This window comes from Kribbella sp. NPDC051587 (assembly GCF_044453945.1).
Taxonomy (GTDB): Bacteria; Actinomycetota; Actinomycetes; order Propionibacteriales; family Kribbellaceae; genus Kribbella.
Window position 1 is genome coordinate 165,999 of the sequence record NZ_JBITDE010000005.1, and the last position, 15,264, is coordinate 181,262.

Genomic DNA, 15,264 nt, shown 5'->3' on the forward strand with positions numbered 1-15,264 from the left:
CTCCTTCACTGCCTCACTTTGTGCCGCCGCTTGTCGTCGTACAGCCGCTGGTCGGCCGTGGCGATCAACTGGTCCACCCCGACGCCTTCCGCCGTTGCGGCATACCCGATGCTGAGTCCCAGCCGCCGCAACCACGGCAGGTCCGTGGTGGCCGCGATCGCCGCGACCGCGATCCGGATCCGCATCGCCAGCTGGGCACCGCCTTTGGCATCCGGCTGGTCGAGAACGACGAAGAACTCGTCCCCGCCCGATCGAATCACGGCATCGGTCGCTCGCGCCTGTTCTACCAGCAGATTGGCCACCACCCGGAGCAATTGGTCACCGCAGGCGTGCCCATGGGTATCGTTCACGACCTTCAGGTCGTCGACATCGATCGCCAGCAACGTCACCGCGCGCCCCGAATCGCGCGCCGCGGTGAGCCGTTCCTCCAGCGCACGCCGGTTCCCCACGCCGGTCAACGGATCCTGCCGCGCCGCATGCCACTCCGCATCGTGCCGCGCGGAGAGGTCGTGGCTGGTCAAAGCATGCCGTACGGCGTTCAGCGCGCGCTGGCGTTCTTTCCACCAGCCGCGCGCCACCGATCGCGCATATTCCAACGCTGCAAGGGATCCCGGCTCATCCCTAGCCGCCGCGATCTCCGACCGGGTCTGCAGCACCAGCAGATGTGTCGACGGATCCGCGAGCGGAATCAACTCCGCCGTCGCCCGGTCGGCCGCCGTACGGGCTGCGTCGAGCTCGCCCTTCGCCGCCAGCGCGCGGGCCAGATACGCGCCCGCGATCGCCAGTCGCTCGGTCTCACCCAGCTTGCTGATCTCGTCGCGGCACTCGGTCAACTCCTTGACCGCCACGGCCGGATCCGCCTCGGTCGCCGCAGCCGCGACCCACAGTCGCGCGCTCAACCGCCAGTACTCCTGGCTCTCGTCGTCGACGATCACCCGCTCGGCCTCGCGAGCCCAGTACGCCGCCGAGGCCTGCCGCTCGCGGATCTCCTGCCCGTACGACGGATCACCCAGCCGCTCGAGTTCATGCGTCCAGCGCAGATACGTCTCGGCCAGATTCAGCCGGTCGATCGCCGTCGATTCCGCCAACTCGAAGACATCGTCTTCCAGCTGCGTCGCCAGCTCGTAATGCGGAATGCACAGTTCAAAAAGTCGCAGTACGTCGTACGCGTATCCCAACCCGGTATGCGCCCACGCGATCAGCCCGGCATCGTTGGTGTTACTCAACGCCTGTTCAGCCGCGACCAGATCATTGACCGTGTCACCACCTCGGCCACTGCGCGCCAGATTGATGATCCGGATCGGCAACGCATTCGCTTCCCATCCCGGCTCGTCGATCGCCTTGGCCACCGCGATCAACGCATCCACCGCCCGCAACGCCTCATCCGCGTCACTCGCATGATGTGCGGCAACTCCACGCACATACTCAACGGCCGCCAACTGATAACTCGGACTGGGCCCCAACTCGGCCTTCAGTGCCTCGACCTCAGCCGCCGCGGCCAGATGGCCACCCGACTGCGCCGACGTCATGGCAGCAGCGATCCGGGCGGTCAGCTCCCCACCCATCGCCACGTCGCCCATAGCGGCCCATTCTCACCACCAGTGCCGCCGCTGTCACGCCCCCATCCAGCCAACGGCCACTTAGTGCCACAATTTCCGCACACCGGGTAATAAGTGGGCAAAGATTTCTTCCCTCATGTCTCAACCGGAGTGCAGAACCCGGAAACCGGCCGGCCCTCGCTCGACCACCTGAATCGGCGCCCAGGCCCACTGCCAGACGCCAATCCCCGGCACCCGTTCGAACGTGATCTCCCCGCGAGTTCCCGGAACGACGACACTTCCCCAATCTGCACTCTGTATACGAGCCAGGACGGCGATCGCGTCGTACCCCTCATACGCGACAAACGAAGGCTCCCCGCCCAACGCCGCCCGCACCCGAACCCCCAGCGGACTCAACTCGTCAGGCAGATAACGCAAAAACGGAATCCCCTCAACATCCGCCCACTCCGCAAACTCCGGCTGCCCCGCCGGCGCCCCGATCATCACGTGCGCCAACCGCGCATCCCGCCGTACCGATTCGACAATCGACAACGCAGGCTCCGGAGTCCCCACCAGCAACAACAACGCCGTCGCGCTGTTGCTCACGAGCTGCTCGCACACGTCGGCCGGATCAACCTCGACAACACTCCCCAGGTGCTTCCGCAGAATCTCCACCCCAGCAGCCCAATACACACTCGGCTGCCTCACCACAGCAATCCTTCGATGCCCGATTTTCCCCAGATACTCAGCGAAAATCCGCCACCCCCGCGACTGCACCGGCGCAATCCGCGCCACCCAATCCGTAGGCTCCGCCACCAACTCGTCCAGCACAGCCGAAGAACACAAATACGGAACCCCCACCTCCACCGCCCGCGCCGCAACCGCCCGCGCCACCACGCTGTGATACTCCCCAGCCAACGCCCCCACCCCCAACCCCACCAACTCATCCACAGCCGCAACAGCCCGCCCCGCATCACCCCCCGTATCCCTCACCACCACCTCAACCCCCAACTCCCGCCCCGCCAACTCAGCCCCAGCCACCAACCACCGCCCCGCCCCAACCCACCCCGGCCACCCCAAAGGCCCCAAAACCCCAACCCTCATCACCATCCCCCCATCCCACCCCACCCCCGCCCCACCCAAAACCCACCCCCCTGCCAACTCCCCACCGATTCCCACACCCCCGGACCAGGCAAAATGCTTCCGTCGCCCATCCGGCGACCAGTCAGCCCGGCCAACGTCCGAAGAACCCGAGTGCACGGTCGGCGTGTTTTCGGACGCTAGCGATGCTGACCGGGAGCGGGACCGGATGCGGCTCAGCCCACCCCGAACCAGTTTGGGGTGGATCCAGGAGGGATTCGGGAGGTGGATCCTCCCCAGATGGCCTTTCCACAGGAGAGGAACCTCCCCGAACCGGTTTGGGGAGGCAAAGCGCAACGGGCCGCCGGCAGCAAGAGGACTCTGCTGACTCTCACCCCGCAGCGGCGTGAGCACCCAGCGCCCCTGGTCCGATCCCGTTTAACGTCCGAAAACACGCCGACCACGTCTGCGATTCGTTCGGACGTTAGCGCACTGCGGCCAGACGTTCCGGGACGGTCACGATCAGCCGGCGGCCTGCTGGGTTTTGGTGGCGTGCAGTTGGACGGGGAGGGACTCGAGGCCGTAGACGATCGACAGCTCGCGGAAGCGCAACTGCTCCTCGGGTACGGCGAGCGTCAGGTCGGGGAAGCGGTGAGCCAGCGCGAGGAAGGCGGCGCGGAGTTCCATGCGGGCCAGTTCGGCGCCGACGCAGCGGTGCATGCCGTGGCCGAAGGCCAGGTGGGCGGCGGAGGAGGCGCGGCGGGGGTAGAAGTCTTCGGCGTCGTCGCCGAAGACGGCCTTGTCACGGTCGGCGCCGGACAGCGAGACGGCGACCAGGTCGCCCTTCTTGACCGGCTTGCCGAACAGCTCCTGGTCGTGGCGGGCGAAGCGCGGGAACGCGACCTGTACGACGGTCAGGTGGCGGAGGAGCTCTTCGACGATCCCGTCGACCGCGCCGGGCTCGGTACGGATCCGCTCGAAGTGTTCGGGGTTGCGCAGGAGCACGAGGGTGCCGAGGGCAAGCATGCTGGCCGAGGTCTCGTAGCCGCCGAGGAAGACGCCGTCGGCCAGACCACCGAGCTCGACGTCGTCCAGGTCGTCGCCCTGGGCCTTGATGATCGAGCCGATCAACCCGTCGCCCGGGTTCGCCCGCTGTTTGCGGACGATCTCGAACAGGAAGTCGCGGGACTCACTGGCCGACCCGAACAGGCCGATCCCGCCGGCGGACACGTCGAACCGCGCCGGGCCGAGGGCGCGGAACCGGTCGCGGTCCTGCTCCTCGACGCCGAGCAGGTCGGCGATCAACAAGAACGGCACGTTGAACGCGAAGTCGGAGACGAGATCGGCGACCGGGCCCTTGGCCTCCATCAGGTCGAGCTGGTCGTTGACGATCTTCTCGATCACCGGTTCCAGCCGGGCCAGCCGACGCTTGGTGAACTCGGGCGTGAGCAGCTTGCGCAGCCGGGTGTGGTCCGGCGGATCGGTGAACCCGAGACCGCCGATCCCCTCGGACGGCTTGTTCGGGTCCGAGCCGATCAGGTGCCGGACGTCGTTGCTGAAGTTCGTGGTGTCGGCGAGGACGGCCTTGGCCTCGGCGTGGCCGGTGACCAGCCAGACGGTGAGCCCGAAGACGTGCACCAACCGGTGCACCGGGTCCGTTTCGCGGACCTCGCCCAGCGCCGGCTGCGGGTCGACGCCCTCCCGCCGCAGCGGCAACGTCACCTCGCTCGGAAACACCCGTAACTTCAGCAGGTCGAGACCACCGCCCTTGCGGCTGGTCCTGCTGAGGATCCGGTTGCCGACCCATCTCTTCAGGTATGTCGCAACCATGACTTCCACGCGCCCTCTCTGCAAACTGCTGCCCCCGACTGTTTCCGTCAACCAAAAGTTAACGGTGCCGAGGACCAGATCTGATGGTGTAGGCACTACTTCCGGTAGTGGCGTTGGCACCACCATGGGAGGGGACCACGGCCGTTGCCTGCACAGACCTTGTCATGGACAACGGTTCTGGCTCCACAGGTATCCACCTGTAGCGGTCCCGGGCCCGCGGCACGCCGTACCTAAGGGGCGGTTCAGGGAAAACGCAGCCGAAAGTAGGATGCGCGAACCACCCGACGGCTGATGCCCTGAGAGAGATCCGGACTCCATTGCGCAAGGGTAGCCTTACCCGCATGCCGTACGACGACCGCCAAGCGACCCTGGGACGCCGGGGATTCACCGGCCTGTTGGGCGCCGCTGTCGTCGCCGGTCTCACCGGCTGCGGTTCAGGCGGTGACATCAACCCGTCGATCGCCGAGACCCGTAACGTGCAGCACCCGCTCGGCAACACCGACATCCCGGTCTCGCCGAAGCGCGTGGTCTCACTGGACGCGTCCGGCGGTCTGCAGGTCAGTCTCGAGGTCGGAGCGCCGTTGGTTGCCTCCGAGACCCTCGACGGCGCGGTATCGGTGCCGGGCTATCTGCCGCGCCCGGCAGCCGGTTTCCAGTCGCTCGGCTTCAACCAGCCGAACCTCGAGAAGGTCGTCAAGCTCGCTCCCGACCTGATCATCGGCAACCTGCAACGGATCAAGGACCTCTACCCACAACTGTCCGCGATCGCCCCGACCGTTGCCTACGAGAACGCCGGCAAGGGCAAGCCCTGGCAGGATTCCGTGCGGCTGATCGCCGACCTGCTCGGTGAGTCCGGCAAGCAGGACGCGGCGCTCGGCAGCTTCCATGAGCGGGCCCTGCAGGTGAAGAGCGAGCACCAGGCCTTTCTGGCAAAGCATTCCGTGGCCCTCGTGCGCTTCACGAACAACGAGCTGCGCATCCTCCGCGGCCCGATCTTCGGCTCCACGATCCTCGACGAGATCGGCGTACGGCGGAGTCCGTCGACCGCCGGCGCGGGCGGAACCGACACGTACTACCCGATCAACCGCGAACACGTCGGACTGCTCGCGGACGCCGACGTGATCCTCTACTTCCTCGGCGGCGGCGCTTTCAACGCCGGACCCGACCAGATCTTCAAGTCGTATACAAGCAACCCGATCTGGGCCCAGTTGCCCGCGGTGAAGGCCGGTCGGGTCGCCCGCCTCGACCCCGCGGCCTGGTGGGACGGATACTCCGTGTCAGCCGCCAACACCTGTCTGCAGCAGTTCACGATGACCCTGCGGAAGCTGCCTCAGAAGTAGCTGCGCGACACCAGCCGGAGCACCTCGACCAGCTGCGCCTTGATCTCCGCACTGTGCGGCACCGGTGTGACGTCGGAAGCCTCGGGCAGCCGTACTCCGCGGTCCACGAGCACGTAGAGCGCCCGCAGCGTCCGAGTGGTGTTCGTATTCACCGGACTGACCGACAACCCGACCGGAGTGATCCCAGTGAACGCTGGGACCAGCCAGTCGGTCGCATCCTCCACCGTGAGCTCAGAGCGCGTCAGAGTGCACGCCAGCGCGTAGCTGAGCCGGTCGTCCTCCATGTCCCTCAGCACGTGCTCTGTGGGCGTCAGAAGCCGTCCTATGCCCAGCCGCAGCATCTCCACCGGCTCCACGGCCGGATAGAGCCCCAGAGTCCCCAGCAGGTCGGCCCCGTGCGCCACCGCATGCAGCCAGCCCAGCTTCGCGTCGTACCCGCGCAGATCGGTCTCAGCGACGTACCAGCGCTCGAACGGCGGCACCCAGCTCGCCTCGTAGACACCCGCCGACACAATGCAGTCCAGGATCAACGGCGCAAACGTCCGCGCCTGAATCTCCGCATCCCCGAACCGCCGCGCCATCTCGTCGCCCAGCTCCCGCAACTGGTCCCCGGACAGCACCCCACGCCCGATCCAGGTCGCCAGCGTCGAGTACGCCGTGCTGTCCCGCTCTGTCGGATCAGCCGACCGCAACAGCTCCGACAGCTCACTCACCAGCTCACCCAGCGGCCGATCAGCCGGTACGGCGAAGTCCTCGGCACGTACCGCTGTCCAGTCAGTCATGCGCGGGACCCTAGACGAGCCACGAGGTCAGCACAAAGGAACGGCCCGCGGAACACGAAGTTCCGCGGGCCGTAGCGACCAGGACCCCTCAGCCCGGCCGAGCTTCGTTACGCGTCGCGCTTCTTCGCGACCGCCAACGCGATCACCAGCAGGCCGATGGCCCACGCGGCGAAGTACACCAGCGACCAGGTCGGCGACATCACGGCGTCCGACGGGCCGCTGCCCGGCTGGTCACCGCCCAGGAACCAGCTGACCCGCGAGAACGGGCCCCAGTCGCTGAGGAACTCGCCGACCTTCGGGATGGCCAGACCGATGCCCTCGAGCAGCAGCGGCCAGCAGATCACGATCGCCAGCGCACCGGCGCTCTGCCGGACCAGGGTGCCGATCGCGACGGCCAGGACCGCGGCCAGTGCGTAGACCAGCGGTACGCCGAGAACGGCTCGCCACTCGGCACCGGTGTTGATCCCGAGGTCCGCGTCCGGTACCAGGATGTAGCCCAGTCCCCAGGCCGCGAAGGCGGAGACGAGACCGACGAAGCCGCTCAGGACCGCGGCGACCAGCGTCTTGGACAGCAGCACCGGAATCCGCTTCGGCACCGACAGGAAGCTGGTCCGGATGGTGCCGAACCGGTACTCGGTGGTGATCGCGAGGCAGGCCATCGCCATCATCACGATCATCCCGAACAGGTAGGTGCCCTGCGTGTCGGCCGGCCGGAACCCCTGCTTGACGTCGTCCGGGGCGAAGAGGAAGCCCAGGGTGATGAAGCCGTCGGCCAGGATCAGCGCGACGATCATGCACCACCACGGCGACCGCGTACTGAAGAGCTTGATCCGCTCCACGGTGACCAGGGACATCAGATCTTCTCCTCTTCTGCCACGACGACCTCGGCCGGCGGCACCGGCGGTGCGCCCTGCTGGTCGTGCGCGTGGTACTGGACCGAGTCGCCGGTCATCTGCATGAACGCTGCCTCGAGCGAGCCCCGCTGCAGGGTCAGCTCGTGCAGGACGATGTTGTTGGCGGCGGCGGCCTCACCGATCTGGTCGGTGGTGATCTGGCCGTCGACGAACAGGACCTTGCCCTCGTCCTCGACGTCCTCGACGCGGGTCGTGATCGGCCCGGAGTTCAGCAGGTTCTGCAGCTGACCGAGCTGCGGGCTGCGCACCTTGATGCTGCTGCCGCTGGCCTGGTCGACGAACTGCTTGGTGCTGGTCTGCGAGATCAGCCGGCCGCGGCCGATGACCACGAGCTCCTCGGCGGTCAGCGCCATCTCCGACAGCAGGTGGCTGGAGACGAACACGGTCCGGCCCTCGTCGGCCAGCCGGTGCATGAACTGCCGGATCCAGACGATGCCTTCGGGGTCGAGGCCGTTGACGGGCTCGTCGAAGAGGAGGATCTCCGGGTCGCCCAGCAGGGCGCCGGCGATGCCGAGCCGCTGCGACATGCCGAGCGAGTAGGCACCGGCGCGCTTGCCGGCGACGTCGGTGAGGCCGACGATGCCGAGCACCTCGTCGACCCGGCTCTTCGGCAGCTTGTTGGAGGCTGCCATCCAGGCCAGGTGGGCGCGGGCGGACCGGTTCGGGTGCACCCACTTGGCGTCCAGCAGTGCGCCGACCTTGGTCAGCGGCTGCTTGAGGTCGGCGTAGTGCTTGCCATCGATCAGGACGTCGCCGGAGGTCGGGGTGTCCAGGCCGAGGATCATCCGCATGGTGGTGGACTTGCCGGCACCGTTGGGGCCGAGGAAGCCGGTCACTTTGCCGGGTTTCACCTCGAACGACAGGTTGTCTACGGCAACCGTGGCGCCGTATCGCTTGGTGAGGCCGTGTGCCTCGATCATTGCCGTACTCCTCGTTCGGTGGCGCGCCAGTGATGGTGGGCGGCGTTGTCCGTCCCAGTATCGAGGGCGGACCGCCCCAGAGCATCGGACCCGGGGCGGACCCGGTGTGTCCACCCGTGGGTTGATTCTGGGGTCCATGGGGAGCAGCGCGCATCGGTTGAACCCCTGAGTGGGCCCCGAACACCCCCGAGAACGGTCAGTCGAGCGGGACGCCGTACAGGACGAGGTTGTCGCTGTACCGGTGGGCGGCGTGGTCGTAGGAGCCGGTGCACGTCACCAGCGCCAGCCGCGGTTTCTGGGAGCCGTTGAAGAGGTCCGGCGGCAGATTGTTCTGCCGGTACGTGCGGCGCGCGACGATCTTGTACCAGTGCTGCTCGCCGGCGCCGTCCGTCACGGCCACCCGCGCGTCCATCGGGACCTCGGACAGCTTGGCGAAGACGCCTCGTCCGGCGGCGGTGTCGACATGCCCGGCGAGGAGCACCGTCCCACCCTGGGCGCCGGGCGCTGCACCAGCGGCCCACCACCCCACGTCGGCGGTGGCCGGGACCTGCAACCGACCGTCCCCACCGGCCGCGACCGGCTGAACCCGCACGCTCAGCAGGCCCGGCACCTTCAGCTCGACAGGCGGTACGGCGGCCTCCCGCTCCTGTGGTCCGGCAGCGGCCTTCGGTACCTGGCCGGCGTCGTGCGCCGCACCGCCGAACATCATCACCAGGCCGACGCCCAGCGCGCCGATGCCGAGCAGCCGTCGGCGGACCGGGACGGACTTGCCCATCAGCAACAGCAACAGACCGAGGACGATCAGGCCCAGCGCGACCCGGGAGCGCGTTTGCCGGGCATCCGCGACCATGCCACCGGTGCCGGTGTCGACGGACGGCGTCCGCGTCGTGGCCTTGCACTGGCCGGTCACCATCCGCAGGTCCATCTCGATCACCGGCTTCGCGCCGTTGGCCACCGACTCGACCGCGGGGGACGCAGACTTCGGGGCGTTGCCGGTGACCAGCTTCAGGTACTCCTGGTGCTCTTGCCGCTGGAACTGCAGCCAGGCAGCCTCGTACCCCTTCTTGCCGGCCTTCGCGGCCAGAGCGAGCAACTGCCGGCGCTGATCGGCCGCCACCGTCGTCGCGAGCTCGAGATCGAGCTGGGCGGCGACCGTGTTCTCCTGGGCGGCGAGTTTCCGATGGTCGCGCTCCAGCTGGGCGGCGACCCTGCGGATGCAGGACGACGCACTTTGGCCGGACGCCGTGTGCGCGGCGGCGATGATCGTCAGGTTGAGCGCGTGGGCCGGGTTCAGGTACTCGGCATCGGGCTGCGTCGCCGCACCGGCGGGCTGGGCCGATCCCAGCACGCCGACCGCGACGAGCAGCAGGAACGCCGGCACTCGCGCAAGTCTCACCAGTCAACCGTAAACGGAACGGCCCGCCGGGACACTAGGTCCGGCGGGCCGTTGCGGTATTGCGTGGATCAGGCGGCGATGCTCGCCTCGGCGGGGGTGTCGGAGATGACCGACTCCCGGCGCTTGGAGACGATGACAGCAGCAGCCAGTACGACGACCGCCGCGACCGCGATGGCGATCCGCAGACCGGTGTTCGGGTTGTCGCCGATCGCCGACATCCCGACGACGGCCGGAGCGATCAGCACCGAGACCAGGTTCATCACCTTGATCAGCGGGTTGATGGCCGGGCCGGCGGTGTCCTTGAACGGGTCGCCGACGGTGTCACCGATGATGGTGGCCTCGTGGGCCGGCGAGCCCTTGCCGCCGTGGTTGCCGTCCTCGACCAGCTTCTTGGCGTTGTCCCAGGCTCCACCGGAGTTGGCCAGGAAGACCGCCATCAGGGTGCCGGCACCGATCGCACCGGCCAGGTAGCCGGCCAGCGCCGGGGCGCCGAGGCCGAAGCCGACGGCGATCGGAGCGGTTAGCGCCAGCAGACCCGGGGTCGCGAGCTCCCGCAGCGAGTCCTTGGTGCAGATGTCGACGACCTTGCCGTACTCCGGCTTGCCGGTGCCGTCCATGATCCCGGGGATGTCCCGGAACTGCCGGCGGACCTCGTAGACGACCGCACCGGCGGCGCGGCCGACGGCGTTGATCGCGAGACCGGAGAACATGAACACGACGGCCGCACCGAGGATGATGCCGACCAGGGTGCCCGGGTTGAAGACCAGCGCGTCGGCCTCGAACTTGGCATAGTTCTCGGCCAGCGAGGTCCGGATCGAGTCCGTGTAGGAACCGAACAGTGCGGTCGCGGCCAGGACGGCGGTCGCGATCGCGATGCCCTTGGTGATGGCCTTGGTGGTGTTGCCGACGGCGTCCAGCTCGGTGAGGATCTGGGCCGCTTCGCCGTCCACGTCACCGGACATCTCGGCGATGCCCTGCGCGTTGTCGGAGACCGGACCGAAGGTGTCCATCGCGACGATGACGCCGACGGTGGTCAGCAGACCACAACCGGCCAGCGCGATCGCGAACAGCGCGACCACACCGGAACCGCCGACCAGGAAGGCGCCGTACACGGCAGCAGCGATCACCACGGCGGTGTAGACGGCGGACTCGAAGCCGACCGAGATACCGGACAGGATGACCGTGGCCGCACCGGTCAGCGACGTCTTGCCGACGTCCTGGACGGGCTTGTCCTCGGTGCCGGTGTAGTAGCCGGTCAGCGCCAGGATGATCGCGGCCAGCACGATGCCGATGATCACCGAGACGGTGGCGATGACGCGCGGGTCGCCGTCGAAGGCTGCGATCGTGTCGGTCGCGCCGGTCAGCTCCTTGAAGCTGCTCGGCAGGTAGACGAACGCCGCGATCGCGCAGAGGATGCCGGAGATCACCGCGGAGATGTAGAACGCGCGGTTGATCGTGCGCAGACCGTTCTCGCCGGTCCGCGGCCGGGTCAGGAAGACACCGATGACGGCGGTGATGGTGCCGATGGCCGGCACGATCAGCGGGAAGACCAGGCCCTGCTCGCCGAAGGCGGCCTTGCCCAGGATCAGCGACGCCACCAGCATGACGGCGTACGACTCGAACAGGTCCGCGGCCATACCGGCGCAGTCACCCACGTTGTCACCGACGTTGTCGGCGATGGTGGCGGCGTTGCGGGGGTCGTCCTCGGGGATGTTCTGCTCGACCTTGCCGACCAGGTCGGCGCCGACGTCGGCGGCCTTGGTGAAGATACCGCCGCCGACCCGCATGAACATGGCGAGCATGGCGGCACCGAAGCCGAAGCCCTCGAGCACGGTCGGGGCGTCACCCTTGAAGATGAACACGACGACCGAGGCACCGAGCAGACCGAGGCCGACGGTGAACATGCCGACGGTTCCACCGGTGCGGAACGCGACCCGCATGGCCGGCTCGCGGCCCTCGTCGCGCGCGGCCGCGGCGACCCGGACGTTGGCCCGGGTGGCGAGCCACATGCCCGTGTAGCCGATCAGCGCGGAGAAGCCCGCACCGACCAGGAAGAAGACAGAGCGGAAGATCTTCAGCGTGGTGGCGTTGTCGCCATCGGTGTGGGCAGGCAGCAGGAACAGCAGCAGGAACGCCACTACGGCGAAGACCGACAACGTCCGGAACTGCCGGTTCAAGAAGGCCGATGCACCTTCCTGGACCGCGGCGGCGATCGTCTTCATGTTCTCGGTGCCATCGTTCGCGGCAAGCACCTGACTCCGGAAAACCATCGCAATCGCGACCGCGAGGATCGCGATCACTCCGACGACGATCACCAGTGTGGTGTTGCTCGACGAAAGATCCACCGCCTGTGGTGCAAGCAGCGCGGACATCCGTCCTCCTTGTAGGCAACCCATCCAGGCTTGACGGCCCCCGTCTGCCGCAACCGAAGGGTTGGGGAAAATAACAAACAGCGCCAAGGACATGACGCGGTGGGTCACTCTAGCGGCATCTCGACCAGACCTGACGACAGGGTGGTCTACGCCATCCGACGATGCTCAGGCGGGACTGTCACGCACCGTACCGACAGGGCTACCTTTTCGCTTGTGGTGCAGGCCTCAGATGGCCGAGGCGACATCGGGGTGGATGTCGAAGACCTTGGTCAGGCCGGTGATCCGGAAGATCTTCAGCAGCCGTTCCTGGGTACAGACCAGGGACAGGGATCCGTCGTGGGTGCGCACCCGTTTCAGTCCGCCGACGAGGACACCGAGGCCGGTGGAATCCAGGAACTCAACGCGTTCCAGGTCCAGCACGAGGTCGTAGTCCCCGTTGTCGACGAGCGCTGCGATCTTCTCGCGGAGCTTCGGTGCGGTGTAGACGTCGATCTCCCCCGCCACCTCGATGACGGTACGCCCGCCCTCGGCGCGCGCGGTCAGCGACAGATCCACTTCGGCCTCCGATCCCGTGAACTGCTGCATTCAACCATGTACGGACCGTGAGAAGGGCCGTTACGGAAAACTCTTTCATCTCCCCGCATCGAAAGTCGATCTCCTTCCGCAAAATGCTGCGTGCATCGGCACTTGCAGCGGGACGTGCACGAATCCGTGCACCCCAGCACTGGACCGGAATCCAACTGTCCACGCTGCCAACTAGGCTCATCGGCATGCGTGAAGGTGAGGCGGCTGCTGTACTGCGACGCCTCGCGACCGGTCGGGCTGATCGGCTCACGCATGTGGAGTCGGTGCCGGCCAGGCCGGGCCGGACCTGCGAGTGGCCACGCTGGGTTCCCCCCGAGGTGCTCGACCAACTGGCCGACGCCGGAATCGCAGCACCGTGGATCCACCAGGTCGCCACGGCCGAGGCGGCGTACTCGGGACGTCATGTCGTGGTCGCGACGGGGACTGCCTCCGGCAAATCCCTCGGCTATCTCTTACCTGCGTTCGCGACCCTGAGCATCGCGCAGGCTGCTTCGCCGAACCGGCGGACGGCCTCGGTGCTTTACCTCTCTCCCACTAAGGCTCTGGCCCACGACCAGCTCCGCGCAGTCTCGGCGTACACAGTGCCTGGGCTGCGTGCGACCACGTTGGACGGCGACTCCGAGCGGACCGAGCGCGACTGGGCTCGCGACCACGCCACCTATGTACTGAGCAATCCGGACATGCTGCACCGGTCCGTGCTGCCGAACCATCAGCGCTGGGCCCGCTTCCTCGGCTGCCTGCAGTATGTGGTGATCGATGAGTGCCATCACTACCGCGGCGTTTTCGGTGCCCATGTCGCCGGCGTGCTGCGCCGTCTGCGTCGGATCTGCGCGCAGTACGGCGCTAACCCGGTCTTCATCTGCGCATCGGCGACCGTTGCCGAGCCGGCCGTGTCAGGGGAGCGACTGACCGGCCTGCCGATGGTTGAGGTCGTCGACGATGGCTCCCCTCGCGGTGGGATCTCGTTCGGCCTCTGGGAGCCGGCCCTCACCTCTTTACATGGAGAGAACGGCGCCCCGGTACGGCGCTCTGCCACGGCTGAGGTGGCCGACCTCCTGACCGACCTGGTCGTGTCGGGTGTCCGGACGGTCGCGTTCGTCCGGTCCAGACGTGGAGCCGAGACCGTGGCGATGACGGCCCGCGAGAACCTGGCGGAGGTCGACCCCACGCTGATGGACCAGGTATCGGCGTACCGGGCTGGTTATTTGCCTGAGGAACGCAGACGGCTCGAGAGCATGCTGCAGAGCGGTGAACTGACCGGAGTCGCCGCGACGAACGCTCTGGAGCTGGGCATCGACATTGCCGGGCTGGACGCCGTACTGCTGTCTGGTTGGCCTGGCACGCGCGCATCGCTCTGGCAGCAGGCCGGACGCGCCGGCCGGGCCGGTGGGGATGCTCTTGCCTTGCTGGTGGCAAGAGACGATCCGCTGGACACCTATCTGGTTCGTCACCCGTCTGCCGTCTTCGGACGCCCGGTTGAAGCGACTGTCTTCAATCCGGAGAACCCCTACGTCCTCGGACCGCAGCTCTGCGCGGCCGCCCAAGAGCTGCCACTGACCCCTGCGGACTACGAGGTCTTCGGCAGTACGACGGCCGACGTCATCGCGCAACTGGTCCGGCAAGGAGCGCTGCGCGAGCGACCGCACGGCTGGTTCTGGACCCGGCGTGACCGTGCTGTCGACGCGATCGACATCCGGTCCGCCGGCGGCAAGACCGTGCAGATTGTGGAAGACCAGACCGGTCGCCTGCTCGGAACCGTCGACGGCGGCTCGGCACACTCGTCGGTGCACGAGGGCGCGGTCTATGTGCACGCGGGTGAGTCCTATCTGGTCCGGACTCTCGACCTGGAGGGGCACGCCGCGATCGTGGAGCCGGCCGCGCCGGACTACACGACCTTCGCCCGCGACGTGACCGAGATCAGCATCCTGGCGACCGAGGAGACCCGGAGCTGGGGGACGGCCGAGTTGTCGCGCGGCTGGGTCCAGGTGACCAGCCAGGTCATCTCGTACCAGCGCAAGCTGATCTCGACCGGCGATGTGCTCGACGAGCAGCCACTCGACCTACCGGAGCGGACGCTGCGGACCAAGGCGGTCTGGTGGACGATGCCCGACTCGGCGATCGAGTCGCTGGGACTGGACGACGTACCGGGTGCGGCGCACGCGGCCGAGCACGCCTCGATCGGCCTGCTCCCGCTGTTCGCCACCTGCGACCGCTGGGACATCGGTGGCGTCTCCACCGCACGGCACGCGGACACCGGCCGGCTCACCGTTTTCGTGTACGACGGCCACCCGGGCGGAGCGGGATTCGCAGAACACGGGTACGCCGCAGCGCGTGAGTGGTTGACCGCGACACGTGAGGCCATTGCACACTGTGAGTGCACGGATGGCTGCCCATCCTGCGTACAGTCACCCAAGTGTGGGAACCAGAACAACCCACTCGACAAAGGCGGCGCGGTCGCGCTGCTCACCGCACTACTCAGTAGTGAGGCCTGAAAGGCAGCGTGCACC

At 67.5% G+C, this 15,264-nt stretch carries 11 protein-coding genes; 2 read left to right on the plus strand and 9 right to left on the minus strand.

The window, feature by feature from the left end:
* Nucleotides 1–5: 5 nt before the first annotated feature.
* The 3 genes from ACIA49_RS20075 to ACIA49_RS20085 all read right to left on the minus strand — a co-directional run bounded on the left by ACIA49_RS20075 (nucleotide 6) and on the right by ACIA49_RS20085 (nucleotide 4,448).
* Nucleotides 6–1,580, minus strand: a complete 1,575-nt coding sequence (locus ACIA49_RS20075) for a diguanylate cyclase domain-containing protein (RefSeq protein WP_396378702.1) — start codon at nucleotides 1,578–1,580, stop codon at nucleotides 6–8.
* A gap of 120 nt (nucleotides 1,581–1,700) precedes the next feature.
* Nucleotides 1,701–2,648 (minus strand): ABC transporter substrate-binding protein, encoded by a 948-nt coding sequence (locus tag ACIA49_RS20080; RefSeq protein ID WP_396378703.1) that lies wholly within the window; start codon nucleotides 2,646–2,648, stop codon nucleotides 1,701–1,703.
* 492 nt (nucleotides 2,649–3,140) lie between these two features.
* The gene (locus tag ACIA49_RS20085; RefSeq protein ID WP_396379034.1) at nucleotides 3,141–4,448 is read right to left on the minus strand and encodes a cytochrome P450; all 1,308 of its coding nucleotides are present in this window, start codon (nucleotides 4,446–4,448) and stop codon (nucleotides 3,141–3,143) included.
* A 341-nt stretch (nucleotides 4,449–4,789) separates the two neighbouring features.
* Between ACIA49_RS20085 and ACIA49_RS20090 the strand changes: the two genes are divergently transcribed.
* A complete protein-coding gene (locus ACIA49_RS20090) occupies nucleotides 4,790–5,788 on the plus strand; it encodes an ABC transporter substrate-binding protein (protein ID WP_396378704.1) in 999 nt (332 codons plus the stop codon).
* On the opposite strand, the gene ACIA49_RS20095 is transcribed toward ACIA49_RS20090, so the two are convergent.
* The 6 genes from ACIA49_RS20095 to ACIA49_RS20120 all read right to left on the minus strand — a co-directional run bounded on the left by ACIA49_RS20095 (nucleotide 5,779) and on the right by ACIA49_RS20120 (nucleotide 12,727).
* Entirely contained in the window at nucleotides 5,779–6,570 is a 792-nt protein-coding gene (locus ACIA49_RS20095) for a DUF2785 domain-containing protein (RefSeq protein WP_396378705.1), read from the minus strand. The two genes, ACIA49_RS20090 and ACIA49_RS20095, sit on opposite strands and share 10 nt — an antisense overlap.
* A gap of 107 nt (nucleotides 6,571–6,677) precedes the next feature.
* Nucleotides 6,678–7,424: a hypothetical protein gene (locus ACIA49_RS20100; RefSeq protein WP_396378706.1), complete on the minus strand. Its 747-nt coding sequence runs from the start codon at nucleotides 7,422–7,424 to the stop codon at nucleotides 6,678–6,680.
* Nucleotides 7,424–8,404, minus strand: a complete 981-nt coding sequence (locus ACIA49_RS20105; RefSeq protein ID WP_396378707.1) for an ABC transporter ATP-binding protein — start codon at nucleotides 8,402–8,404, stop codon at nucleotides 7,424–7,426. The genes ACIA49_RS20100 and ACIA49_RS20105 overlap by 1 nt, the downstream gene beginning before the upstream one ends.
* A gap of 196 nt (nucleotides 8,405–8,600) precedes the next feature.
* The gene (locus tag ACIA49_RS20110; protein ID WP_396378708.1) at nucleotides 8,601–9,800 is read right to left on the minus strand and encodes a DUF4142 domain-containing protein; all 1,200 of its coding nucleotides are present in this window, start codon (nucleotides 9,798–9,800) and stop codon (nucleotides 8,601–8,603) included.
* 68 nt (nucleotides 9,801–9,868) lie between these two features.
* On the minus strand, nucleotides 9,869–12,172 hold the full coding sequence (locus ACIA49_RS20115) for a sodium-translocating pyrophosphatase (RefSeq protein ID WP_396378709.1): 2,304 nt from the start codon (nucleotides 12,170–12,172) through the stop codon (nucleotides 9,869–9,871).
* 225 nt (nucleotides 12,173–12,397) lie between these two features.
* Complete coding sequence (locus ACIA49_RS20120) at nucleotides 12,398–12,727, minus strand: STAS domain-containing protein (RefSeq protein WP_391542693.1); 330 nt, start codon at nucleotides 12,725–12,727, stop codon at nucleotides 12,398–12,400.
* A 215-nt stretch (nucleotides 12,728–12,942) separates the two neighbouring features.
* On the opposite strand from ACIA49_RS20120, the gene ACIA49_RS20125 reads away from it, so the two are divergent.
* A complete protein-coding gene (locus ACIA49_RS20125; RefSeq protein ID WP_396378710.1) occupies nucleotides 12,943–15,249 on the plus strand; it encodes a DEAD/DEAH box helicase in 2,307 nt (768 codons plus the stop codon).
* The last annotated feature ends 15 nt before the right edge of the window (nucleotides 15,250–15,264 follow it).

What these genes read in the sequence shown, in the direction of transcription:
- ACIA49_RS20080 (WP_396378703.1), bottom strand. Translation starts at nt 2,648, where the DNA reads ATGGTGATGAGGGTTGGGGTTTTGGGGCCTTTGGGGTGGCCGGGGTGG.
- ACIA49_RS20085 (WP_396379034.1), bottom strand. Translation starts at nt 4,448, where the DNA reads ATGGTTGCGACATACCTGAAGAGATGGGTCGGCAACCGGATCCTCAGC.
- ACIA49_RS20125 (WP_396378710.1), top strand. Translation starts at nt 12,943, where the DNA reads ATGCGTGAAGGTGAGGCGGCTGCTGTACTGCGACGCCTCGCGACCGGT.
- ACIA49_RS20075 (WP_396378702.1), bottom strand. Translation starts at nt 1,580, where the DNA reads ATGGGCGACGTGGCGATGGGTGGGGAGCTGACCGCCCGGATCGCTGCT.
- ACIA49_RS20105 (WP_396378707.1), bottom strand. Translation starts at nt 8,404, where the DNA reads ATGATCGAGGCACACGGCCTCACCAAGCGATACGGCGCCACGGTTGCC.
- ACIA49_RS20100 (WP_396378706.1), bottom strand. Translation starts at nt 7,424, where the DNA reads ATGTCCCTGGTCACCGTGGAGCGGATCAAGCTCTTCAGTACGCGGTCG.
- ACIA49_RS20115 (WP_396378709.1), bottom strand. Translation starts at nt 12,172, where the DNA reads ATGTCCGCGCTGCTTGCACCACAGGCGGTGGATCTTTCGTCGAGCAAC.
- ACIA49_RS20090 (WP_396378704.1), top strand. Translation starts at nt 4,790, where the DNA reads ATGCCGTACGACGACCGCCAAGCGACCCTGGGACGCCGGGGATTCACC.
- ACIA49_RS20095 (WP_396378705.1), bottom strand. Translation starts at nt 6,570, where the DNA reads ATGACTGACTGGACAGCGGTACGTGCCGAGGACTTCGCCGTACCGGCT.